This is a genomic window from Streptomyces sp. NPDC012510 (assembly GCF_042955065.1).
GTDB lineage: Bacteria > Actinomycetota > Actinomycetes > Streptomycetales > Streptomycetaceae > Streptomyces.
Map to the genome: position 1 here is coordinate 1 of NZ_JBIBEN010000033.1, position 23,182 is coordinate 23,182.

General features: G+C 71.3%; 19 protein-coding genes and 1 riboswitch. Of the genes, 15 read left to right on the plus strand and 4 right to left on the minus strand.

Features of this window, described 5'->3' with window-relative positions; genetic code table 11:
• On the plus strand, positions 1–296 hold a 296-nt coding region (locus ACFY9I_RS38730; protein ID WP_391011144.1), incomplete at its 5' end, for an RICIN domain-containing protein.
• A gap of 219 nt (positions 297–515) precedes the next feature.
• Here the strand turns inward: ACFY9I_RS38730 and ACFY9I_RS38735 are convergent.
• Positions 516–2,660 carry an MMPL family transporter gene (locus tag ACFY9I_RS38735; protein ID WP_391011146.1) on the minus strand — a complete coding sequence of 715 codons (2,145 nt, stop codon included), beginning with the start codon at positions 2,658–2,660 and terminating at the stop codon, positions 516–518.
• 137 nt (positions 2,661–2,797) lie between these two features.
• On the opposite strand from ACFY9I_RS38735, the gene rpe reads away from it, so the two are divergent.
• From rpe to ACFY9I_RS38780, 9 genes are all read left to right on the plus strand, one after another.
• On the plus strand, positions 2,798–3,484 hold the full coding sequence (gene rpe / locus ACFY9I_RS38740) for a ribulose-phosphate 3-epimerase (protein WP_391011149.1): 687 nt from the start codon (positions 2,798–2,800) through the stop codon (positions 3,482–3,484).
• Positions 3,485–3,627: 143 nt separating this feature from the next.
• Positions 3,628–4,671 (plus strand): sugar-binding domain-containing protein, encoded by a 1,044-nt coding sequence (locus ACFY9I_RS38745; RefSeq protein ID WP_391011152.1) that lies wholly within the window; start codon positions 3,628–3,630, stop codon positions 4,669–4,671.
• A gap of 202 nt (positions 4,672–4,873) precedes the next feature.
• Positions 4,874–5,236: a barstar family protein gene (locus ACFY9I_RS38750; RefSeq protein WP_391011155.1), complete on the plus strand. Its 363-nt coding sequence runs from the start codon at positions 4,874–4,876 to the stop codon at positions 5,234–5,236.
• A 211-nt stretch (positions 5,237–5,447) separates the two neighbouring features.
• Positions 5,448–6,890 carry a GuaB1 family IMP dehydrogenase-related protein gene (locus tag ACFY9I_RS38755; protein ID WP_391011158.1) on the plus strand — a complete coding sequence of 481 codons (1,443 nt, stop codon included), beginning with the start codon at positions 5,448–5,450 and terminating at the stop codon, positions 6,888–6,890.
• A gap of 345 nt (positions 6,891–7,235) precedes the next feature.
• On the plus strand, positions 7,236–8,756 hold the full coding sequence (locus ACFY9I_RS38760) for an amino acid transporter (protein WP_391011161.1): 1,521 nt from the start codon (positions 7,236–7,238) through the stop codon (positions 8,754–8,756).
• A gap of 10 nt (positions 8,757–8,766) precedes the next feature.
• Entirely contained in the window at positions 8,767–9,219 is a 453-nt protein-coding gene (locus tag ACFY9I_RS38765) for an Lrp/AsnC family transcriptional regulator (RefSeq protein ID WP_327730596.1), read from the plus strand.
• Positions 9,220–9,352: 133 nt separating this feature from the next.
• On the plus strand, positions 9,353–10,621 hold the full coding sequence (locus tag ACFY9I_RS38770; protein ID WP_391011164.1) for an MFS transporter: 1,269 nt from the start codon (positions 9,353–9,355) through the stop codon (positions 10,619–10,621).
• Between the two features lie 270 nt (positions 10,622–10,891).
• Positions 10,892–11,680 (plus strand): nitrilase-related carbon-nitrogen hydrolase, encoded by a 789-nt coding sequence (locus ACFY9I_RS38775; RefSeq protein WP_391011167.1) that lies wholly within the window; start codon positions 10,892–10,894, stop codon positions 11,678–11,680.
• A 53-nt stretch (positions 11,681–11,733) separates the two neighbouring features.
• Positions 11,734–13,431, plus strand: a complete 1,698-nt coding sequence (locus ACFY9I_RS38780; RefSeq protein ID WP_391011170.1) for an FAD-dependent oxidoreductase — start codon at positions 11,734–11,736, stop codon at positions 13,429–13,431.
• 116 nt (positions 13,432–13,547) lie between these two features.
• Here ACFY9I_RS38780 and ACFY9I_RS38785 read toward each other — a convergent pair whose 3' ends face one another.
• The gene (locus ACFY9I_RS38785) at positions 13,548–14,243 is read right to left on the minus strand and encodes a DUF5995 family protein (protein ID WP_391011173.1); all 696 of its coding nucleotides are present in this window, start codon (positions 14,241–14,243) and stop codon (positions 13,548–13,550) included.
• Positions 14,244–14,439: 196 nt separating this feature from the next.
• On the opposite strand from ACFY9I_RS38785, the gene ACFY9I_RS38790 reads away from it, so the two are divergent.
• On the plus strand, positions 14,440–15,612 hold the full coding sequence (locus ACFY9I_RS38790; RefSeq protein ID WP_391011330.1) for a glycoside hydrolase family 6 protein: 1,173 nt from the start codon (positions 14,440–14,442) through the stop codon (positions 15,610–15,612).
• Positions 15,613–15,829: 217 nt separating this feature from the next.
• On the opposite strand, the gene ACFY9I_RS38795 is transcribed toward ACFY9I_RS38790, so the two are convergent.
• On the minus strand, positions 15,830–17,041 hold the full coding sequence (locus ACFY9I_RS38795) for an MFS transporter (protein WP_391011176.1): 1,212 nt from the start codon (positions 17,039–17,041) through the stop codon (positions 15,830–15,832).
• Positions 17,042–17,267: 226 nt separating this feature from the next.
• On the opposite strand from ACFY9I_RS38795, the gene ACFY9I_RS38800 reads away from it, so the two are divergent.
• On the plus strand, positions 17,268–18,563 hold the full coding sequence (locus ACFY9I_RS38800; protein WP_391011179.1) for an ROK family protein: 1,296 nt from the start codon (positions 17,268–17,270) through the stop codon (positions 18,561–18,563).
• 322 nt (positions 18,564–18,885) lie between these two features.
• Here the strand turns inward: ACFY9I_RS38800 and ACFY9I_RS38805 are convergent, their stop codons facing one another.
• The gene (locus tag ACFY9I_RS38805; RefSeq protein WP_391011182.1) at positions 18,886–19,641 is read right to left on the minus strand and encodes an NAD(P)H-binding protein; all 756 of its coding nucleotides are present in this window, start codon (positions 19,639–19,641) and stop codon (positions 18,886–18,888) included.
• Between the two features lie 682 nt (positions 19,642–20,323).
• A riboswitch (FMN riboswitch) is annotated at positions 20,324–20,454 on the plus strand.
• A 157-nt stretch (positions 20,455–20,611) separates the two neighbouring features.
• Here ACFY9I_RS38805 and ACFY9I_RS38810 point away from each other — a divergent pair.
• From ACFY9I_RS38810 to ACFY9I_RS38820, 3 genes are read left to right on the plus strand one after another with little or no spacing between them, the layout of a single operon-like run.
• Positions 20,612–21,232, plus strand: coding sequence for a riboflavin synthase (locus tag ACFY9I_RS38810; RefSeq protein ID WP_391011185.1), 621 nt, complete (start codon positions 20,612–20,614; stop codon positions 21,230–21,232).
• The gene (locus ACFY9I_RS38815; protein ID WP_391011187.1) at positions 21,229–21,861 is read left to right on the plus strand and encodes a nicotinamide mononucleotide transporter; all 633 of its coding nucleotides are present in this window, start codon (positions 21,229–21,231) and stop codon (positions 21,859–21,861) included. The genes ACFY9I_RS38810 and ACFY9I_RS38815 overlap by 4 nt, the downstream gene beginning before the upstream one ends.
• Positions 21,858–23,147, plus strand: coding sequence for a bifunctional 3,4-dihydroxy-2-butanone-4-phosphate synthase/GTP cyclohydrolase II (locus tag ACFY9I_RS38820; protein WP_391011190.1), 1,290 nt, complete (start codon positions 21,858–21,860; stop codon positions 23,145–23,147). Before ACFY9I_RS38815 ends, ACFY9I_RS38820 begins: the two co-directional genes overlap by 4 nt.
• The last annotated feature ends 35 nt before the right edge of the window (positions 23,148–23,182 follow it).

The window sequence follows — 23,182 nt, forward strand, 5'->3', positions numbered from 1 at the left end:
TCGAGTTCGTGGACGCCGGCGACGGCCACGTCCGCGTCAAGGCCCGGCACAGTGGCCTGTTCCTCCAGCCCACCGGCACCACGACCGGCGCGGACGTCGTCCAACAGGCCGACACGAGCGCCACCGGCCAGCAGTGGCGCGTCGTCGACCACGGCGGTGACGTGATCAGCCTCGTCAACCGGGAGTCCGGCCTGGCCATGGACGTCATGGGGCACTCGACCGCCGACGGGGCCCGCATCTCCCAGTGGACCTACACCGGCGGTCCCAACCAGCGCTTCACCCGCCGCCGCGTCTGACCCGGGACCTGTCGGGGCACCGCTCGGGCAATCAGGACGGGCGGTGCCCCCGGCTTGGCAGGTTCCGTCTGCCCGTGTGGAAGCGAGGCACCCGCAGCACGCGTCCGCCATCCGGCCAGGTGACATCCCGCACCCCGGCCTGCCGTCGCGGGGACGTTCCCCGGCGCGTCCCCGCGGCTTCGGGAACGGTCTCGATCCAGGTCCCGGACCGGCGCGCGGTCAGCCGGCGCCCGTCGGGCTCTGCGACGGTGCTCTCGGCGGGGGTGCTCCGCCGTCCTCCCGGGCCAGGCGGTGGGGCCACCACACCTTCGGTCCCACGTCCAGGAACAGAGACGTGACCAGCACGGACCGTACGACGAAGGTGTCCAGGAGGACACCCAGGGCCACCGCGAAGCCGATCTCGGCGAAGGCGACCATGGGGAGGGTGCCCAGGGCGGCGAACGTGCCGGCGAGGACCAGGCCCGCCGAGGTGATCACCGAGCCCGTCGCCGCCAGGCCCGTCACCACGCCCTTGCGGGTGCCCTGGTGGGCGGCCTCCTCACGGATTCGGGTGGTCAGGAAGATGTTGTAGTCGATGCCCAGGGCGACCAGGAACACGAAGACGAACAGCGGGAAGTCGGTCGACTCGCCCGCGTAGTCGAAGAGGTGTCTGAAGGCGAGTGCGCTGATGCCCAGTGCGGCGGTGAAGGACAGGATCACCGTGCCGATCAGCAGGAGCGGGGCGATCAGCGCGCGCAGCAGGACACAGAGGATCAACAGGACCACCACCAGCACCAGCGGGATGATCAGCACGTTGTCATGGGTCGTCGCCTCGTCCATGTCGAGGAGGGCCGCAGTACCGCCGCCCACCTGGGCGTCGGCCTCCGGCACGGCGTGCACGGCGTCGCGGACGCGCTCCACCGTGTCCTTGGCGGCCTCGCTGTCGGCGGGGTCGGACATGGTGGCCTCGAAGAGGACCTTGCCCTCATGGACGGGTTTGGTGCCGGGGGGCAGGCCCAGCGAGTCCGCCACGACGCCTTCCGTGTCGGCGACCACGCGTCCCACCTCCGGGGCCTGCGCCTGGTCGCTGATGATCACGAGGGGATCGCCGCTGCCCGCCGGGAAGTAGCGTGCGGAGACCTTCTGACCGACGATCGAGTCCGGTTCGCCGGTGAAGGCGTCCGCGTTGCCGATGCCCTCCGCGCGCAGCTGGATCAGGCCCAGCGAGCACAGGGCGAGGGCCGCCGCCGTGGCGACCCAGACCGTGCGGGGGCGGCGGGAGAAACGACGGCCCATGCGGGCCCACATACCTCGCTCGGTCGGATCGGCGCTGCCCAGGTGGGGGATCACCGGCCAGAAGATCCACCGGCCGAAGATCACCAGCAGGGCGGGGAAGAGGGTCATCATCGCAAGCAGGGCGACGGCGACGCCGACGGCAGCCACCGGGCCCAGGCCCCTCGTCGAGTTCATCTCGGCGGCCAGCAGCACCAGCATGCTGAGGACGACCGTCGCGCCGGACGCCAGCACCGCCGGGCCGGCCCGGTGCAGGGCCAGGGCCATCGCCTCGTGCCGGTCCTCGTGGCGGCGCAGCTCCTCGCGGTAGCGGGCCACGAGAAGCAGGGCGTAGTCGGTGCCCGCGCCGAAGACGAGGACGGTGAGGATGCCCGCGCTCTGGCCGTTCACGGTCAGGCTCGCGTGTTCCGCCAGCAGGTAGATCAACGCCTGGGCCGTGAACAGGGCGGCGATCACCGCCAGCAGCGGGACCAGGATCAGGGTCGGACTGCGGTAGGTGAGCAGGAGCATCACGATGACGACGGCCATCGCCGACAGCAGCAGGGTGGAGTCGATGCCCTCGAACCCCTCGGAGAAGTCGGCGGACGTACCGCCCGGACCCGTGATGTGCACGGCGAGCCCCTCACCGCCCTCGCCCACCTCGTCCCGGATCGAGTCGACGGCCGGCGCGATCCGCTCCCAGCCCTCCTCGTCCATGGTGACCGGCACATAGACCTGCGCCGCCCGGGGGTCGGCCTCACGGTCGTACACGGGGCCGCGGGTCTGGGAGCCGATGATCCCGTGGTCGCGCACCTGCTTGAGCTGCCGTACGTCCTCCTCGATCTCGGCCCGGTCCTGCGAGGTCAGACCGCTCTCCCGGGCGTAGACGACCACAGCCGGGATCTGCTGGGGCCGGAAGTCCTCGGAGAGCTCCAGGACCTGCGTGGATTCGGCGGACCCCGGCAGCCAGGACGAGGCGTCGTTGTCCTGGGCGTCGGTGAGCTTGGTCGCGAACGGTGCCAGGACGAAGAGCACGGCGAGCCACAGCACCAGCACGACCCACTTGGCCCGCCGCCCACACACGAGGTGCGCGACACCGCGGTCCGATGTCATGGCGACCTCCACGGCCGTGCCCCATCAGGGGCGCGGGGAACTGGGCGAGCAACCACGAACGGCCCGCGGCCGAGGTGCCACCGTTCCCACCCGGTACCGGTGCCCGCAACCCCCGGAGAGCATGGCAGGCTTGGTCCATGGCCGCGCAGATCAACCCAAGCATCCTGTCCGCCGATTTCGCCCGTCTCGCCGACGAGGCGAAGGCGGTCGAAGGGGCCGACTGGCTCCATGTAGACGTGATGGACAACCATTTCGTCCCGAACCTCACGCTCGGTGTGCCGGTCGTGGAGTCCCTGGCCCGTGCGACGCGGACGCCGCTGGACTGCCACCTGATGATCGAGGCCCCCGATCGGTGGGCGCCCCAGTACGTGGAAGCGGGTGCCGGTTCCGTCACCTTCCATGTGGAGGCGGCCGCCGCACCGGTGCGGCTCGCCCGCGAGATCCGGGCCAAGGGCGCCAGGGCTTCCATGGCGCTCAGGCCCGCGACGCCGATCGAACCGTTCGAGGACCTGCTGCCCGAGCTCGACATGGTGCTGATCATGACGGTCGAACCGGGCTTCGGAGGCCAGGCCTTTCTCGACATCATGCTCCCCAAGATCCGCCGCACCCGCGAGTTGATCAGCAAGCACGGTCTCGACCTGTGGCTTCAGGTCGACGGCGGTGTTGCGGCGTCCACGATCGAGCGCTGCGCCGAGGCGGGCGCCGACGTCTTCGTCGCCGGTTCCGCCGTGTACGGGGCCGAGGACCCGGCCGAGGCGGTCCGCGCACTGCGGGCCCAGGCGGAGGCCACGACGGCGACCGCCGGCTGGGCCTGCGGCCACTGAACCACGGAGGTGACGGAGGTAAGGGTTGCGAAGCCGGGCGGGCGGGGCACATCGGGCGACCGCGGGGCCAAGGAAACGTGAACGGCGTCCCTTCGGGCTGATCGAAAACGCCGGATCTGCAAGGATGAACGGCGTATCCATGTGTGAAGAGCAGTGAGGAGAAGGCCGTGTCGGGTATGTCGGCGGGCCGGTCAGCCATGCGGATGGGACCCGCTGAGCTGGTTCAGGCGGCGGCCATGGCACGCCGTTTCTACCTCGAGGGCAAGTCCAAGATCCAGATCGCCGAGGAGTTCGGCGTCAGCCGCTTCAAGGTGGCCCGTGTTCTGGAGACCGCCCTCGAACGGGATCTCGTGCGTATCGAGATCCGCGTCCCCGCCGAGCTGGACGCCGAGCGTTCCGACGCCCTGCGCGCCCGCTACGGCCTCCGGCACGCCGTGGTCGTCGAGTCCCCGGCCGAGGCGCAGGAGTCGCCCGACCCGGAGAACCTCGGCGAGGTCGCCGCGGACCTGCTAGGCGAACTGGTGAACGAGGGCGATGTCCTCGGCCTCGCCTGGGGGCGCTCCACCATCCACATGGCGGCCGCCCTGGACCGGTTGCCGCCCTGCACAGTGGTGCAGTTGACGGGCGTGTACGACGCCGGGACCGCGGAGCGCGGCTCGGTCGAGGCGGTACGGCGGGCCGCGCAGGTGTCGGGGGGTGACGCCCACCCCATCTACGCGCCGATGCTGCTGCCGGACGCGGCCACGGCGATCGCGCTGCGCCATCAGACCGGGATCGCACGGGCCTTCGAGTACTTCGACAAGGTCACGGTCGCCTGTGTCTCCATCGGCTCCTGGGAGGCGGGCATCTCCACGGTGCACGACATGCTCAGCGACGAGGAGCGGGGCCACTACGCCTCCCTCGGTGTCGCCGCCGAGATGTCCGCGCACCTCTTCGACTCCGAGGGCCGCCGCGTCGGGCGTGACCTCGGTGAGCGGTGCATCACGGTCAAGGCCGACCAGCTCCGCCGTATCCCCGAGGTCGTCGCGATCGCCGGCGGGCAGCGCAAGGCGGCCGCGATCGACGCGGTGCTGCGGTCGGGGCTGGTGACCAGCCTCGTCACCGACACCTCCGCGGCGGACTACCTGCTGACGGCGGGTCAGACGCCGCGCCCGGCGCTCAACCGGGCGGACCCGGACGGGCCCTGACAGGGCGCTCGGCGGGTGACCGACGGGGCTCCCGCCGAGCCGGGCACGGCGACCGCCGCGGGTTCGTCGTGGCCGGTCGCGCCCACGTGGCCGCATGTGTCATGGCCCCGCGCCCGTCCGGGGCGCGCCCCGGCCCGGTGGAGCGCTTCGTCGTGGTGTGCTGGATCGATGATCACCACGACTCGATCGGGACGGTACTGACATGACTGACGCCACGCTCGCGGAGGCGCTGGCGGCCGGCGGCTGGGCGTACATGGAGCTGGACCTCGCGGGTGCCACCGCCAAGCCCGCGTTCATGGACCGCTGTGCCCGCGCCCTCGACCTGCCCGACCACTTCGGCCGCAACTGGGACGCCCTCGCCGACTGCCTGACCGACCTGTCCTGGGCGCCCCCCGTACAGGGCCGGCTGCTCGTGATCTCCGGCTGGCGGGAGTTCGCCCTGGCCGTGCCGAACGACTGGAGCATGGCGCAGGAGGTCTTCGCCGAGGCCGTCGACCACTGGAACGGCACCGCGACCGAACTGAAGGTCGTACTGGCGCTGGGCGGCGGGGTCGCGGTCGCCTAGCGCGTGCGGCCGTCCGGCGCGTGCGGCCGCCTGCGCGCGCGGGCCGCCCGGCGCGTGTGGCCTTCGGAGGATCCTCCGACGCCGCGTGGGGGTCCTCTGGACGATCCGTCGGGCCCGCCCGTACCCGCCGACATGGGACAATGAAGTACGTGCTCTTCCCCCTGGCGGTCCTGTCAGGGGGTCACCTCTGATCGACTGGGATGTGCGGCACGTGCGTTTCCTCAATGACATCCAGCCCGCGTACGACCTGACGTACGACGACGTCTTCATGGTCCCGAGCCGTAGCGCCGTCGGATCGCGGCAGGGCGTGGACCTGGCCTCCCCGGACGGCACCGGCACCACCATCCCGCTCGTCGTCGCCAACATGACCGCCATCGCAGGCCGCCGCATGGCCGAGACGGTCGCTCGCCGCGGTGGCCTGGTGGTCATCCCGCAGGACATCCCGATCGAGGTCGTCACCGACGTCATCTCCTGGGTGAAGAGCCGCCACCTCGTCCTTGACACCCCCATCGTGCTGAACCCGCACCAGACGGTCGCCGACGCGCTGGCCCTGCTGCCGAAGCGGGCGCACAACGCGGGCGTCGTGGTCGACGAGGGTCTGCGGCCCGTCGGTGTCGTCACCGACGCGGATCTGAGCGGCGTCGACCGCTTCACCCAACTCGAAGTCGTCATGTCCCGCGACCTGTTGCTCCTCGACGCCGACATCGACCCCCGAGAGGCCTTCAACCGCCTCGACGCGGCCAACCGCCGGTACGCGCCCGCCGTCGACGAGGACGGCCGCCTCGCCGGCATCCTCACCCGCAAGGGCGCGCTCCGCGCCACGCTGTACACCCCGGCCGTGGACGCGAACGGCAGGCTGCGGGTCGCCGCTGCCGTCGGCATCAACGGCGACTTCGCCAGCAAGGCCGAGCAGTTGCTCGCCGCGGGCGTCGACACGCTCGTCATCGACACCGCGCACGGCCACCAGGAGTCGATGATCAGCGCGATCAAGCTGGTGCGTGATCTCGACCCCCGGGTCCCGATCGTGGCCGGCAACATCGTCGCCGCCGAGGGCGTGCGGGATCTGATCGAGGCGGGCGCGGACATCGTCAAGGTCGGTGTCGGGCCCGGTGCGATGTGCACGACCCGCATGATGACCGGTGTCGGGCGGCCGCAGTTCTCGGCCGTGCTGGAGTGTGCGGCCGAGGCGAAGAAGTACGGGAAGCACGTGTGGGCCGACGGGGGTGTGCGCCACCCCCGCGATGTCGCCATGGCGCTGGCCGCGGGCGCGTCCAACGTGATGATCGGGTCGTGGTTCGCGGGGACGTACGAGTCGCCGGGCGACCTTCAGCAGGACGCCGACGGGCGGCTGTACAAGGAGTCGTTCGGGATGGCCTCCGCCCGGGCTGTGCGTAACCGCACGAGCGAGGAGTCGGCGTACGACCGGGCGCGCAAGTCGCTGTTCGAGGAGGGCATCTCCACGTCGCGCATGTTCCTGGATCCGGCCCGGCCGGGGGTCGAGGATCTGATCGACTCGGTCATCGCCGGGGTGCGGTCCTCGTGCACGTATGCGGGGGCCGGGTCCCTGGAGGAGTTCGCGGAGCGGGCCGTCGTGGGGATTCAGAGTGCGGCCGGGTATGCGGAGGGCAAGCCGCTGCACGCGAGTTGGAGCTAGGAGCGCCTGAGAGCTCGAAGGAGCTGGGCGGTGGCGGGTGCGGGTTCGTCGTGGCCTGTCGCGCCCACGCGGCGGAGCCGCATGTCGAATGCAGCCCCGCGCCCCTGACTCCGTCGGCGTTGCGCAACGGTGGTGAGCGGCCGTGCAACGAAGCCACGCCAGCCCTCGATGCACGCAACGATCTTGCGGGGGTGCGCAAGGTTGCCGCATTACGCTTGTGAAGCTTTGGCCCATAGGGTCATGCGCTGTACGTGGCGTGGCGGGGACCTCCTGCTCGGTGGCCCCCTGCTGTTCGGTGCTGTCGGTCCTCACCCGCCCTGACCGGCAGCGATGAAGGAGCCACGCGTGCTCGACCAAGGCGCACCCCCGCAGGACGAGAGTCAGTCGGCCCCGCCGCCCGGAGGCGTCGGGGTGCGGCTGATGCGCCGCAAGCCCGTGGAACGCCTGGTGGCGGAGGGTGGTCAGGGTGAGGGAGGGTCGCTGCGGCGCTCCCTCGGGCTCTGGCAGCTCACGATGATCAGCATCGGTGCCACCCTCGGTACCGGCATCTTCGTCGTCCTTGGCGAAGCCGTCCCCAAGGCCGGGCCCGCCGTCACCCTCTCCTTCTTGATCGCCGGCCTCACCGCGCTCTTCTCGGCCCTGTCCTACGCGGAGTTGGCCGGCACCATCCCGGTCTCCGGCTCCTCGTACTCGTACGCGTACGCAACGATGGGCGAGCTGGTCGCGTGGGTCTGCGGCTGGTGTCTGGTGCTGGAGTACGGCGTCTCGGTGTCGGCCGTCGCCGTCGGCTGGGGCGAGTACCTCAACGAACTGCTCGACGGGACCGTAGGCGTGACCATTCCGGCCGCGCTGTCCGCGCCGCCCGGTGACGGAGGCATCTTCAACCTGCCCGCACTGATCGTCGTCCTGCTCGCGATGGCGTTCCTGCTGGGCGGGGCCCGGGAGTCCGCCCGCGCCAACACGATCATGGTCGTGGTGAAGATCGCCGCGCTGCTGCTCTTCTGCCTCATCGGTCTGCAGGGCTTCCGGTCCGGCAACTACGAGAACTTCATGCCGCTCGGGATGGCGGGGGTCAGCGCGGCCGGGGCGACGCTCTTCTTCTCCTACATCGGGTTCGACGCGGCCTCGACCGCCGGTGAGGAGGCGAAGAACGCGCAGCGCGACCTGCCGCGCGCGATCATGCTGTCGCTGGTCATCGTCACCGCGCTGTACGTGCTGGTCGCCGCCGTCGCGATCGGGGCACGGCCTTGGGAGCGGTTCGGGGAGTCCGAGGCCGCGCTCGCCGGGATCATGAAGGACGTCACCGGGGACGCGTTCTGGGGGACGCTGCTGGCGGCGGGTGCCGTCATCGCCATCGCGAGCGTGGTGCTGACCGTGCTGTACGGGCAGACCCGCATCCTGTTCGCCATGTCACGGGACGGGCTCGTGCCCAAGGTGTTCTCGCGCGTGCACCCGAGGACCGGGACGCCGCGCGTCAACACCGTGATCGTCTCGCTGTTCTGCGGTGTGCTGGCCGCGGCCGTTCCGCTGGGGCAGCTCGCCGATGCCACGAGCATCGGTACGTTGTTCGCCTTCGCCCTGGTCAATGTCGCCGTCGTGGTGCTGCGACGGACTCGGCCGGAGATGCCGCGGACGTTCCGGGTGCCGTTGTCGCCGTTGCTGCCCGCGCTGGGATTCGCGTTCTGCGTCTGGATGATGGGCAGCCTCGCCACCGTCACCTGGGTCGTCTTCGGGGTCTGGATGGCCGTCGGGCTCGTGTTCTACTTCAGTTACGGCTATCGCCGGTCGCGCCTCGCGACCCCCTCGCCGTCACCGTCTCCGTCGGCTTCATCTACTTCATCTACTTCATCAACTCCAGAGAAGTGATTCACCCGCAGTGCTGAACGATCTCGACGAACGCATCGTGCACGCCCTCGCCGAGGACGCCCGCCGCTCCTACTCCGACATCGGCCACCTCGTGGGGCTGTCCGCGCCCGCGGTGAAGCGCCGGGTGGACCGGCTGCGGGCCACCGGGGCGATCACCGGATTCACCGTCCGCGTGGACCCGGCGGCGCTCGGCTGGGAGACCGAGGGGTTCGTCGAGATCTACTGCAGGCGGAACACGTCGCCGGAGACGATCCAGCGAGGGCTGGAGCGGTATCAGGAGGTCGTGGCCGCGTCGACCGTCACGGGGGAGGCCGATGCCGTCGTGCAGGTGTTCGCCTCGGACATGCGGCACTTCGAGCGGGTGCTGGAGCGGATCGCCGGGGAGCCGTTCGTCGAGCGGACGAAGTCCGTTCTGGTGCTGTCGCCCCTGCTGCGGCGATTTTCCTCCGGGGCGCCTGCCTAGCTGTTGATAAAACCCCTCACTCGCCTACCATCGATGCCATGACCTGGCGACATTGATCCACCAGTCGTGCCTCCCGAGGGCCGCCTCGGGCGTCGTGCGTCCGACGTCCGAATCGCTCCTGCGGGAAGGCCTCATGACTCTTTCACCTGCGCGTACGCCCGACGCCGGCAACACCGCAAGCACCGGTGTCCGGCGGCTCACGGCCACGCTGTACGGTTACGCGTTCCTTGACGACTTCGTGCTGCTCTACCCGGTGTACGCGCTGCTGTTCAGCGACACCGGGCTGTCGCTCTGGCAGATCTCATCCCTCTTCGCCCTCTGGTCGATCACCGGCATCGTGCTGGAGGTGCCCTCCGGTGCCTGGGCCGACGCCGTCTCCCGACGGCTGCTGCTGTGGCTCGGGCCGCTGCTCACCGCCACCGGCTTCGCCCTGTGGGTGATCGTTCCGTCGTACTGGGCCTTCGCCCTCGGCTTCGTCCTCTGGGGCATCCGTGGAGCGCTCGGTTCCGGCGCGCTGGAGGCGTTGGTGTACGACGAGTTGGACCGGCTCGGCGCGGCCGACCGGTACGCCCGTGTCATCGGCCGCGCCCAGGCGGTCGGCATGGTCGCCGTGATGGCGGCGATGGGGCTGGCCGGGCCGGTGCTCGCCCTCGGCGGCTACCCGGCCGTGGGGGCGGCGAGTGCGCTGGTCTGCGTGCTGACCTCGATCGTGGCGACCCGGTTCCCCGAGCACCGGCAGGAGGCGGCGCGGAAACCGGGAGAGGTGACTCATGAGCGGGAAACGGCGCCCCGGGGCCGGGAGGCGGTGACTCGGGAGACGGCGTGGGGCGCCACCCTCGCCACCCTGCGGGCCGGGCTTGCCGAAGTCCGCGGGGACCGGTCCGTGCGTGGGGCGCTGCTCTTGGTGCCGGCCGTCGGCGCGGTCTGGGGTGCGCTGGACGAGTACACACCGTTGCTGGTCCGGGACACCGGGGTGGCCGAGCAGACGGTTCCGTATCTGCTGCTGGTGATCTGGGTGGGGCCGGCCGTCGGCAGCCTGCTGACCGGGGCGGGGGAGCGGTTGAGCACGACCGGGCTCGGGACGGTGCTGGCGGGCTCGGCGTGCGCGCTGGCCGTGGGGGCGTTGATGGGCACTCCGGTCGGCATCGGTCTCGTGGCCGTCGCCTTCGGCGGTTTCCAACTGGTCAACGTACTCGCCGACGCGCGGTTGCAGGCCAGGATCGAAGGGGAGCGCCGGGCGACTCTGACGTCCGTCGCGAGCATGGGGACGGAGCTGGCCACGGTGGGTGTGTTCGCCGCGTACGCGGTGATCGGCGCGTCCCATGCGCACGGGGTCGCGTTCGCCGTGTTCGCGGTGCCGTATCTGGTGACGGCGATCGTGCTGGTGCGAAGACGCGCCTAGGGGGTGGGGGGATCGGCTGCGGCTGCGGCTGCGGCTGCGGCTGCGACTGGGCTGGGGCTGCGAATGCGGGTCGGTGGCGGCTGGTCGCGCCGTTCCTCGCGCCTCTTGACGGGGCGCTCACGGGGGCGCGCAACAGATCTCCGCTCACCCCCTCCCGCACGCAACGAATCCCTCATCGGCGCGCAATGGCTGCCGCTTGTCCCGCCCGGCGCGGCGACCGTACCGTCTTTCCGACCCCCCAACACCCCTTTGTCCCGGTGAGGAACACGCATGCGTACCGCCCTGCTCCAGAGCTCCGGCCGGCCCGGCTCGGTCGTCGGGAACCTGAAGGTGCTCGACGAGGCCGCGGGGCGGGCCGCCGCGGCCGGGGCGGGGCTGCTGGTGGCGCCGGAGATGTTCCTGACCGGGTATGCGATCGGGGACGACATCGCACGGCTCGCCGAGGCGGCCGACGGCGACTCGGCCGGCGCGGTCGCCGACATCGCGGGGCGGCACGGGGTCGCGGTCGCCTACGGGTATCCGGAGCGCGCCGGTGACGCGGTCTTCAACTCGGCGCAGCTCGTCTCCGCCGAGGGCGTCCGGCTGGCGAACTACCGCAAGACGCATCTCTTCGGCTGCTTCGAGCAGGACCACTTCACACCGGGCGGGCAGACCGTCGTACAGGCCGAGCTGGGCGGACTCCGGGTCGGGCTCATGATCTGCTACGACGTGGAGTTCCCGGAGAACGTCCGCGCCCACGCCCTCGCCGGCACCGACCTGCTCGTGGTGCCGACGGCCCAGATGCACCCGTTCCAGTTCGTCGCGGAGTCGATGATCCCGGTGCGTGCCTTCGAGAACCAGATGTACGTGGCGTACGTCAACCGGGTCGGCCGCGAAGGGGAGTTCGAGTTCGTCGGGCTGTCCACGCTGGCCGGGCCCGACGGGGTCGCGCGCGCCCGCGCCGGACGCGACGAGGACTTCGTGCTCGCCGATGTCGACCCCGCCCTCCTCGCGGCCTCACGGGAGGCGAACCCGTATCTGCGTGACCGCCGCCCCGGCCTCTACGGGTCCCTCGTCTGAGCCCTCCCCCTCCAGCCCCACCCCTCAGCTCTCGTGCAAGGAGTCCGTACCCCATGACGTCCACCGTGCCCAACGCCATCGAGCACGCAGACGAGCAGCAGCCGCCGATCACCATGTTCGGCCCGGACTTCCCGTACGCGTACGACGACTTCCTGGCCCACCCGGCCGGTCTGGGCCAGATCCCGGCGACCGAACACGGCACCGAGGTCGCGGTCATCGGTGGGGGGCTGTCCGGGATCGTGGCGGCGTACGAGCTGATGAAGATGGGGCTGAAGCCCGTCGTGTACGAGGCCGACCGGATCGGCGGACGGCTGCGGACGGTCGGCTTCGACGGGTGCGATCCCTCGCTCACCGCCGAGATGGGGGCGATGCGCTTCCCGCCGTCCTCCACGGCCCTGCGGCACTACATCGACCTGGTGGGGCTGGAGACGCGGCCGTTCCCCAACCCCCTGTCGGACGCGACCCCGTCGACCGTCGTCGACCTCAAGGGCGAGTCGCACTACGCCGAGACCATCGACGACCTGCCGCAGGTCTACCGGGACGTCGCGGAGGCCTGGAACCGGTGTCTGGAGGAGGGCGCCGACTTCTCCGACATGAACAGGGCCCTGCGCGAGCGTGACGTCCCGCGCATCCGCGCGATCTGGTCCCGGCTCGTCGAGAAACTCGACAACCAGACCTTCTACGGCTTCCTCTGCGACTCCGAGGCCTTCAAGTCCTTCCGGCACCGCGAGATCTTCGGCCAGGTCGGCTTCGGCACGGGCGGCTGGGACACCGACTTCCCCAACTCGATCCTGGAGATCCTGCGCGTCGTCTACACCGAGGCCGACGACCACCACCGCGGCATCGTGGGCGGCTCCCAGCAACTGCCGCTGCGTCTGTGGGAGCGCGAGCCGCAGAAGATCGTCCACTGGGCCCCGGGCACCTCGCTCGCGACCCTGCACGAGGGCGGCGAGCCACGCCCCGCCGTCACCCGGCTGCACCGCACGGCCGGCAACCGCATCACCGTGACCGACGCGCACGGCGACATCAGCACCTACCAGGCGGCGATCTTCACCGCCCAGTCCTGGATGCTGCTCTCGAAGATCTCCTGCGACGACTCGCTCTTCCCGATCGACCACTGGACGGCCATCGAGCGCACCCACTACATGGAGAGCTCCAAGCTCTTCGTGCCGGTGGACCGGCCCTTCTGGCTCGACAAGGACGAGGAGACCGGCCGGGACGTCATGTCGATGACGCTCACCGACCGCATGACACGCGGCACTTACCTGCTGGACGAGGGCCCGGACAAACCCGCCGTCATCTGCCTCTCCTACACCTGGTGCGACGACAGCCTGAAGTGGCTGCCGCTGTCCGCGAACGAGCGGATGGAGGTCATGCTGAAGTCGCTCGGCGAGATCTACCCGAACGTCGACATCCGGAGCCACATCATCGGCAACCCGGTGACCGTCTCCTGGGAGAACGAGCCCTACTTCATGGGCGCGTTCAAGGCCAACCTACCCGGCCACTACCGCTACCAGCGGCGGCTGTTCACCCACTTCATGCAGGACCGGCTGCCCGAGGACAAGCGGGGCATCTTCCTCGCCGGCGACGACATCTCCTGGACGGCCGGCTGGGCCGAGGGCGCGATCCAGACCGCCCTCAACGCGGTCTGGGGCGTCATGCACCACTTCGGCGGCACGACCGACGCGACCAACCCCGGCCCCGGGGACGTCTACCACGAGATCGCGCCCGTCGAACTTCCGGAGGACTAGAGGCGCGCTGCTCCCGATGACAGTACGGGGTCCGGCCGGCGCGGCTCGGGGCCCACCAAATCCTCCAGCGCCCGGCCGCGCGCCTCGAAGCGCCGACCGTGTGAGCGGCCGGTGGTTCAGTGCGGCAGTGGTGTCAGCAGCATGCGGCCCGTCAGTCCCACCGCCGCGTCCAGGCGATCGCCGAACTCCTCCGCGAGGTCGGGCAGTCCCCGCAGCGCCCACAGCGCGCGGGCGGCCGACCAGGTGGCCTCACGGGCCCGCTCCAGGCTCCACGCACCGAGCAGATGGGTGAGCGGATCGGCGATCTGGAGGAGGTCGGGGCCCGGCATCAGCTCTTCGCGGACGCGCTCCTCCAGCGATACGAGGACATCGCCCACCTGCTCGAACTCGTCCTCCAGGTCGTCCGGTTCGCAGCCGAGCGTACGACAGGTGTCCACGACGGCCAGCGCGAGATCGTGCCCGATATGGGCGTTGATCCCGCAGAGGGCGAACTGCAGCGGACGTACGCCCGGATGGCGCCGAAACTGCAGCAGCGGCCGCCAGCACGCGGGCGGACGGCCGCCCTCGGCCACCCTCAGATACCGCTCGGCGAAGAGCGCGTCCAAGGTGATCGCCGCCTCGGCGTCCGGGAAACGACCGGCGTCCAGCCGCCGGCCGATGGCCTCCGTGACGGTGAGGTAGACGCGGTTGAAGACCGCGATCCCGTCCGGCTCGGGCAGGACCGCGTCGAGGGCGCGCATACGGGAGACGACGGTGTCCACTGAGTCCACGGACGAGTCCATGGCATGGGTGAAATGTTCCAACTGCGCCATGACTGGCAGGGTCTCAGGCCTAGGCTGGCAGCGGTGTCGCCGTGCCCGGCGCGTCCCCGGAACGGGGTAACGCGGGCGCGGCGGAGGCAACGGGTGGCCGACGGGGCGCAGTCCGGGGCGAAGTCCGGGGCGCAGGGGGGAGCACCAGGTGTCAGGCTTACGTGCCCAGCGTCTGGCCGCACGCCGAGCCGCACGCATGCGGGCGGCGAGACGCGGTGCCATGGCCGCCGCGGTGGCCGTCGTGGCTGTCGTGGCCGTCGTCGGAACGGTCACCGGGATGGTGACGACGCTGAACGGTGACGGAGGCGCCGACGAGGCCCTCCCCCAGATGAGCAGCTCACCGGACCTGATGTCCCATCCGGTCGAGCCGACTCCGGACGCGCCCTTCCCGTCCCGCACCTCACCGTCACCATCGCCGTCTTCGTCGCCCGCCCCCTCTCGGAAGGCAGGGGTGACCTCCTCGGCGGAGAAGACCGAAGCGCGGAGCGAGCCCGTGACCCCACCGGGCGAGCTCTATCGCCACCCGGACTCCCAGGTCCTCGACTGGGTCCGCTCCCACCCCGGCGACCCACGCGGCGCGGTCATCGAGACGGGCATCGCCGACCGCCCGGCCGCCGTCTGGTTCACGGACCCGACGCCGGCCACCGCCGCCTCCCAGGTCGCCGCGGTCGCCTCCGGAGGCGCCGCCCAGGGGCGGGTTCCCGTCCTCGTCGCGTACGCGATCCCGGACCGCGACTGCGACGGAGCCTCCCGGGGCGGGGCGGCGAACCTGGACGCGTACGACGCGTGGATCGACGCGTTCGCCGCCGGGCTCGGCTCGGACGAGGCCATCGTCATCCTGGAACCCGACGCGATCGCCCAGGCCGACTGCCTCTCAGCCGGCGCCCGCGCCGACCGCTTCGCCTCGCTCGCCCGCGCCGGCCGCGTCCTGAAGGCCGCCAACCCTCGCGCCCGTGTCTACTACGACGCCGGGCACTCGGAATGGAACCCGCCAGACAAACAGGCGGCGCTCCTGCGCCAGGCGGGCGCGGCCTCGCCCGAGGGCTCCGACGGCGTCTTCAGCAACGTGTCCAACTTCAACCGCACGGAGGCCGAGGTCGCCTACACCCGCCGGGTCCTCGACGCCCTCGGCGGCCACGCGGACCTCGGCGCCGTCATCGACACCAGCCGCAACGGCAACGGCGCCCCCGTCGACGGCGAGTGGTGCGACCCCGCCGGCCGCGGCCTCGGCCGGCCGCCGACCCTCACCACCGGCGAGCCCGGCGTCCACGCCTACCTGTGGGTGAAGCTGCCGGGCGAGTCCGACGGGTGCCGGGGGAGGGCGGGAGCGTTCTCACCGGAGTACGCGTACGAGTTGGTGCGGAGCTGAGGCGCTCGGCGGCGCGGCGAACGGCCCTGATCGTACGGGTCGGCGCGGGCTGCGCTCCCGGCGAAGATCGGTCCTGGCCGCGGCCGAGCGGTCGAGCGGTCTGGCGCCGGGCGGCCGGACCTGGCGATCGGACCCGGCGATCGGACCTGGCGATCGGACCGCCGTTGGCACCAGCGACTTGTGGCTGCCGAGCGCGGCCGCGATCCGGCGGCTCTCCTCAGGGCCGGGGCCCGGGAACCGCCGTGTCCGGCTGGCTGGTCCGCCGGCGGTCACGCTCACCGGAGCGCAGCACCCCCGCGAAGGCGACCAGGCCGCACGCCAGTACGGTCACCAGACCGAACGACACGACCAGGCTGGTGAGCTGCGCCAGACCGCCGATCGCGCTCGGCGCGACCAGCCCCGAGGTGTACGTGATGGTCGCGACGCCCGCGATGGCCTGGCTGGGGTTCGGCCCGCTGCGGCCGGCGGCGGCGAAGCAGAGCGGTACGACGACCGCGATGCCCGCACCCATCAGGGCGAAGCCGGCCATGGCGACCGCCGGCTGCTTCGCCACGACGATGAGCAGACCGCCGAGCACGGCGAGGACACCGCCCGCCCGTACGGTGCGGACCGCGCCGAAACGGTCGACCACCGCGTCGCCCGCGATCCGGGCCAGCGCCATGGTCAGCATGAAACCGGTGGTGCACGCCGCCGCGAGCCCGGCCGAGGTCTCCAACCGGTCCCGCAGATAGACCGCCGACCAGTCCAGGGCCGCCCCCTCCGCGAACACCGCGCAGAACCCGACCGCGCCGATCAGCAACGCCGATTTCGGCGGCAGCGCGAAGCGGGGCGGCGGCTCCTCGTCCTGCGTGGGCCTCAGGTCCAGCACCCACTGACAGGCGACCAGACCGAGGACGGTGAGGGAGGCCGCCGCCAGCCCGTGGTGCAGTCGGGCGTCCGCGCCCAGATGCGCGGCGAGCGTGCCCCCCGCCGAGCCGACGAGGGCGCCGACACTCCACATGCCGTGCAGTCCCGACATGATCGACTTGCCCAGGCGGTTCTCGACCTCGACGCCGAGCGCGTTCATCGCCACGTCCGCCATGCCCGCCGTCGCGCCGTACACGAACAGCGCGAGGCACAGCGTCCACAGATTCGGTGAGAGCGACGGCAGGATCAGCGCGATGGTCCACAGCGAGATCAGCCCGCGCAGCGCCGGACGCGCGCCGAAGCGGTGGCTGATCCGACCGGCGAGCGGCATCGCCACGGACGCGCCGATCGCCGGGAACGCGAGCGCGAGCCCCAACTGGCCCGCGCTGACCCCGGCGTGGTCCTGGATCCAGGGCACACGGGTGGCGAACGAGCCGGTGACGGCGCCGTGCACCGCGAACACGGCCGCCACGGCGTACCGCGCCCGCCTCACCTCGCGCTGCTCGTAGACCACCGCGCTCATTCTCCGCCCTCCCCGGGTCTCCGCGACCTCCGTATGCGCCGCCGTAAACTATCAGGGACCCTGCCTGATAGATAGAGTTCCTTCGTCCGATGGCTGTGCGAGGTCTACGCGTGGCCGTCCGATGTCCGTCCGACGTGCGTCCGGCCGTCCCACAGGCCGTCCCGCAGGCCGTCTCACCGACCGTCCCACCGACCGTACGGCTTTGCCGATCTGGGAGAATCCCGGCATGCCCGCATCACCCAGCACCGCCCGGGCCATCAACGACCGGCTCGCCCTACGGCTGCTGCAGCGGGAAGGGCCGCTGACGGCAGGACAGTTGAAGCAGCTCACCGGTCTGTCCCGGCCCACGGTCGCCGACCTCGTGGAGCGTCTCTCCGACGCGGGGCTGATCGAGGTCGTGGGGGAGGCGGGGGATCAGCGGCGCGGTCCCAACGCCCGTCTCTACGGCATCGTCGCCGACCGGGCGCATCTCGCCGCGCTCGATGTGCGCACCGAGGGCGTCACCGTGATCGTCGCCGATCTGATCGGCAGGGAGCTGACGCGGGCCTCCGTCCCCATCGCGGACGGCACCGGTACGGGGCCGGCGGTGGAGCAGGCGGTCACGCTGGTGGAGCGCACCGTGAAGGAGGCGGGTGCCGACCGTTTGCACACCATGGCGATCGGCGCGCCCGGACTGATCGACCCGGCCACGGGCGAACTCCGCGACTCCATCGGCCTCCCCGCGTGGCACCGCCGCCTGGCCGCCGCCCTGGGGGAACGACTCACCCCCCGCGTCCTCGTCGAGAACGAGACCAACCTCGCCGCCCTCGCCGAACAGCGCGACGGTGCCGCCCGCGACCGTGACACCTTCGTCCTCCTCTGGCTCGGCGTGGGCACCGGCGCCGCCGTCGTCCTCGACGGCCGTCTCCGCCGGGGTGCCTCCGGCGGTACGGGAGAGATCGGCTTCCTCCCGGTCCCGGGCACCACCACGATCCCCTCGGCCACCGACTGCGAGGGCGGCTTCCACTCGCTGGGCGGCGCTGCGGCGGTGGCAGCCCTGGCCGCCGCCCACGGCATCACAGCCGACCCGACGGGCCGTGAGCCGCACTCGGCGACGCTGGTGCGGACGGCGGTGGCGAGGACGGCGGCGTCAGGGTCGTCGGCGGACGGCGCGGCAGCCTGGGCCGACCGGGCAGCAGCGTCGGTCAACGGTCTGTCGGCCTCGTCCGACGGACCGGGTTCCTCGGCGAGAGCGACCGATCCGTACGCCCGTTTCCTCGACGCCCTGGCCGACCGCCTCGCCATCGGCGCCGCCTCCGTCGTCGCTGTGCTGGACCCCGGTTGTGTGGTGCTCGGCGGCGAGGTCGGACAGGCCGGCGGGGAGGCCCTGGCTGCTCGGGTCGAGGCCCGGCTTACAGCCATGTCGCCGATGCCCACGGAGGTCAGGCCGAGTGGCCTGGGCGGGGCAGCGGTGCTGCGGGGCGCGCTCCTCATGGCGCGGGAGGCGGCGCAGGACGACCTGTTCCCACCAGCTGCACGCTGACAGCCGTAGGGCACTCGGTTCGCCTTGACGGCGCCGTGTCGCCGCCCGTGCGTCCTGGTGGACCGGCACAGGGTGTCGCCCGTACGGCCTGTCGCACCGGCGCGGGTGACGCCTGCACGGCCCGTTCACACCGGCGCGTCATGACGCCCGTACGACCGGCTGCACGAGCGACGCCGTGAGACGTGTGTCACGTGGCACCGGCAGGGCGGTGACCCGTACGACCTGTTCCGCCGGTGACGCGCCGACCTTCGCGCCGCCGGCGTCCCTCACACCTCACCGCCCGCACTCGTCATCCCCGCTCCCACTCATTGCCCCGTCCCCGTCATCGCGCCTTCGTGCCCCCGAACCGCTCCGCCAAGTGGTTCTCGAACGTCCTGGTCCCCACGGCCCGTTCGGGCGTGAGGTGGCCCCCGGCCCGGAAGCCCCGGTACGCCGCCCCGAACAGGGGCACGTTCAGGAGCGGGCGGCGGCGGCCGGTGGCCGCCAGGTAGGCGCGGGCCAGTTCGGGCAGGGGGAGGATCTCGGGGCCGCCCATGTCCTCCACCCGCCCGGCGGGGGCGCCGGCGGCCAGCTCGGCCAGGCGGTCGGCGACCTCGCCGGCGGCGATCGGCTGGTCGCCGATCCCGGCGGGCACCAGCATGACCGGCGACTTGGAGAGAACCTGGAAGACCAGTACCAGCAGGTCGTGGAACTGGGTGGCGCGCAGGATCGTCCAGCCCAGCCCCGACTCCTCGACCATCCGCTCGACGGCCAGTTTGGACCGGTAGTAGCGCAGCGGCACCCGGTCCACACCGACGATCGAGATGTGGACCAGATGTGCCACACCGGCCCGGCGTGCCGCCGCGATCAGGTTCTCCGTCGCCCTCTCGTCGCCCCCGCGCGGCGAGGTCATGCAGTGCACGATCGTGTCCACTCCCGCCACGGCCGACTCCAGCCCGGCGCCTCCCACGACGAGATCGACCGCGTACGGCTCGCTGTGTCGGCTGAGCACCCGCACATCGTGCCCGTCCGCCCGCAGCCTCTCGGTGACGAGCCGGCCGAGGACACCGGTGCCACCGGTCACCAGGATCGTGGTCATGCCGTCCATTCCCTTCGTCCGCCGGGCGCTACCGGCCGGAAGCGCCCTACGGCAGCTACGACGCGGCGGCCCCCGCGAATGTGACATCCCGCGTGGACATCCACGACCACGAGACGGCTCGTGGACGGCCAACGGCGCCGGAATCCGACGCGACGGTCACCCTCGGGCCGGCTGCCGTCCCGCGAACCCCAGCTTGTCCGGGTTCAGCACGCCCCGCACCTCGTCACCACACCGCCGCGGAACGCGAGGAACGCGAGGAACGCGAGGAACGCGAGGAACGCGAGAGACACGGCGCCCACGAGTGCGTACCGGCCCGGACGGACAGCGGGGCGCCGTTACCCGCGACACGGCGAAGTCCAGGCCGATGCCCCCACACCTCACCGCCCGCCTCCGTCCTCCCGGGCGAGGGACCCGGCGGCGGGGCAAGGGCCGTCATCACCGCCGCCGGGCCGTTCCGGGCGGGTACCGCGCCGCCAGACTTTAAAAGGACTAGACCAGGCTGGTCAATGGGTGCGCACCGCTTCGAGTGAGGCCGACGGGACGGAAGTTGACCCTTGGTCAGGGGCGGTCGACCCCGTCGGTGTCCGTCGCGGAAGTCCAGGGGTACGTCCTGTGAGCCACCCCACAGCGCTCGCCCGCATGGGTGTCGATCCGGCGTGGCACACTGGCCATGTACCAGAAGCAGCGCACTCCGGGGTCGGTGAAAGTCCGAACCGGCGGTTACAGTCCGCGACCCGGTCGCTTCCAGCGGCCGGTTGACCAGGTGAAATTCCTGGACCGACGGTTAAAGTCCGGATGGGAGGCAGTGCGCGGCGGGCGGGCATGCGTGCGCGCCGCCGTCTGTTTTTGGCCCACCTCGCCAGGGGTGGGTCTCTCACACGGCGTCGCCCCCTGTGCCGCTGTCCGCTGATGTCTGTCGTCTTCGACAGCCCCGGAGTCCGTGCCCACACGAGGCAGGAGGACCCGGGAAGTGTTCACCGGAATCGTCGAAGAACTGGGTGAGGTCACCGCCGTAGAGAACCTCGGCGACTCCTCCCGCTTCCGTCTGCGTGGCCCCGTGGTCACCCAGGGCGCGCGCCACGGCGATTCCATCGCCGTCAACGGCGTCTGTCTCACCGTCGTGGAGCACGAGGCCGACTGGTTCACCGCCGACGTCATGGCGGAGACCCTCGCACGCTCCAGCCTCGGCGCCCTGACCGTCGGCTCCCGGGTCAACCTCGAACGCCCCATGGCGGTCGGCGAGCGCCTCGGCGGGCACATCGTGCAGGGCCACGTCGACGGCACCGGCCAGGTCATCGAGCGCAAGCCGTCCGAGAACTGGGAGATCGTCAAGATCTCCCTCCCCGCCGACCTCACCCGGTACGTCGTCGAGAAGGGCTCCATCACCGTCGACGGCATCAGCCTCACCGTCGTCGACGCCGGCCCCGACTACTTCACCGTCAGCCTCATCCCGACCACCCTCGACCTCACCACGCTCGGCCGCAAGCAGCCCGGAGACCCGGTCAACCTGGAAGTCGACGTCATTGCCAAGTACGTCGAGCGGTTGCTGGGCCACCAGGGCACATCCGGCCTTCCGGGGGCGGACCGGTGAACTCGCTGAACTCGGTTGCCTTCACCGCGTTCGGCCAGCACATCCTCTGGTCGGACATGATCGGCAACATCCTCGGTCTGCTCGCGCTCGCCCTCGGCGCGATCCGCTCCCTGTGGAACTGGCCCGTGCAGTTCCTCTCCGGTCTCATCCTCTTCGGCGCCTTCGTCGGCCATCTGACGGGCAGCGCCGGCAAGCAGGTCATCGTCATGGCCGTCGCCGCGTACGGCTGGTGGCAGTGGAACCGCACCAAGGGCCGTGCCACCGACGGTGCCATCGCCCCGCGTTTCGCCACCTGGCGCGAGCGCGGCTACCTGATCGCCGGCGCCGTGCTCGGCACCCTCGCCGTCGGCGGCCTCTTCACCGCGTTCCCCAGCCTTTCCTGGGATCCCTGGCCGGACGCGTACATCTTCACGGGCACCATCGTCGCCATGTACGCCATGGCACGTGGCCTGGTCGAGTTCTGGATCGCCTGGCTGCTCGTCGACCTCGTGGGTGTACCGCTCAACTTCGCCAACGGCTACGCGTTCTCCGGATTCGTCTACATCATCTACGGCGTGCTCGTCCTGTGGGGCATGCGCGACTGGTGGCTGCGTTCCCGCAAGCCCGCCCTGGAAGGAGCCCCGGCATGACAACGGCGCCGATCCTGTACAGCACCGACGACATCGAGAGCTTCGGACTCGACCCCGTCGAGCAGGCCATCGCCGACATCGCGGCCGGCCGCCCCGTGGTGGTCGTCGACGACGAGGACCGCGAGAACGAGGGCGACCTCGTCATCGCCGCCGAGAAGGCCACCCCCGAGATCATCGCCTTCATGATGAGCGAGTGCCGGGGCATGATCTGCGCCCCGATGGAGGGCGACGAACTCGACCGGCTCGAACTGCCGCAGATGGTGCAGCAGAACACCGAGTCCATGCGCACCGCCTTCACCATCACCGTCGACGCCGCTCCGCGACACGGTGTCACCACCGGCATCTCCGCCTCCGACCGTGCCACCACCCTCCAACTGCTGGCGAGCGGCACGGCCGAGCCGGGCGACTTCGTCCGCCCCGGCCACATCTTCCCGCTGCGCGCCCGCTCCGGCGGAGTGCTCGTGCGCGACGGCCACACCGAGGCCGCCGTCGACCTCGCCCGTCTCGCGGGCCTGCGCCCGGCCGGCGCCATCGTCGAGATCGCCGGTGAGGACGGCCGTATGCTGCGCCTTCCCGAACTGATCCCGTTCGCCCGCAAGCACGGCCTGACGATCATCTCCATCGAGGACCTGATCGCCTACCGTCGCTCCTCCGAACCCACCGTCAAGCGTGAGGCCAGGACACACCTGCCCACCGCCTTCGGCGACTTCACGGCGTACGGCTACCGCTCCACCGTCGACGGCGTCGAGCACGTCGCCCTCGTCCACGGCGAGCTCGGCGACGGCGAGGACGTCCTTGTCCGCGTCCACTCCGAATGCCTCACCGGCGACATCTTCCACTCGCTGCGCTGTGACTGCGGCCCTCAGCTCGAGACGTCCCTGGAGCGCATCGCCGCCGAGGGCCGGGGCGTGGTCGTCTACCTGCGCGGCCACGAAGGACGCGGCATCGGACTGCTGTCGAAGCTGCGCGCCTACGAACTCCAGGAGCTCGGCCGCGACACCCTCGACGCCAACCTGGAGCTGGGCCTGCCCGCGGACGCCCGGGACTACGGAGCCGGCGCGCAGATCCTGCGTGACCTCGGCGTCCGCAGTCTGCGGCTGATGACGAACAACCCGGAGAAGACCGACGCCCTGGTCCGGCACGGCCTCACGGTCGTCGACCGCGAGCCGATGCCCGTCCGCGCGGGCGAGCACAACCTCCGCTATCTGCGCACCAAGCGGGACCGGATGGGCCACGACCTGCCCTGGCTGGACACGGTCCCCGCGTCCACCTGCGGCAACCAGTAACCACGACGGCAAGACCAGCTCGTACGAGATTCAAA

Coding starts and splice junctions, on each gene's coding strand:
- ACFY9I_RS38770 (WP_391011164.1), top strand. CDS start 9,353: ATGACTCTTTCACCTGCGCGTACGCCCGACGCCGGCAACACCGCAAGC.
- ACFY9I_RS38795 (WP_391011176.1), bottom strand. CDS start 17,041: ATGAGCGCGGTGGTCTACGAGCAGCGCGAGGTGAGGCGGGCGCGGTAC.
- ACFY9I_RS38775 (WP_391011167.1), top strand. CDS start 10,892: ATGCGTACCGCCCTGCTCCAGAGCTCCGGCCGGCCCGGCTCGGTCGTC.
- ACFY9I_RS38800 (WP_391011179.1), top strand. CDS start 17,268: ATGCCCGCATCACCCAGCACCGCCCGGGCCATCAACGACCGGCTCGCC.
- ACFY9I_RS38820 (WP_391011190.1), top strand. CDS start 21,858: ATGACAACGGCGCCGATCCTGTACAGCACCGACGACATCGAGAGCTTC.
- ACFY9I_RS38785 (WP_391011173.1), bottom strand. CDS start 14,243: ATGGCGCAGTTGGAACATTTCACCCATGCCATGGACTCGTCCGTGGAC.
- ACFY9I_RS38805 (WP_391011182.1), bottom strand. CDS start 19,641: ATGACCACGATCCTGGTGACCGGTGGCACCGGTGTCCTCGGCCGGCTC.
- ACFY9I_RS38780 (WP_391011170.1), top strand. CDS start 11,734: ATGACGTCCACCGTGCCCAACGCCATCGAGCACGCAGACGAGCAGCAG.
- ACFY9I_RS38735 (WP_391011146.1), bottom strand. CDS start 2,660: ATGACATCGGACCGCGGTGTCGCGCACCTCGTGTGTGGGCGGCGGGCC.
- ACFY9I_RS38790 (WP_391011330.1), top strand. CDS start 14,440: ATGCGGGCGGCGAGACGCGGTGCCATGGCCGCCGCGGTGGCCGTCGTG.
- ACFY9I_RS38750 (WP_391011155.1), top strand. CDS start 4,874: ATGACTGACGCCACGCTCGCGGAGGCGCTGGCGGCCGGCGGCTGGGCG.
- rpe (WP_391011149.1), top strand. CDS start 2,798: ATGGCCGCGCAGATCAACCCAAGCATCCTGTCCGCCGATTTCGCCCGT.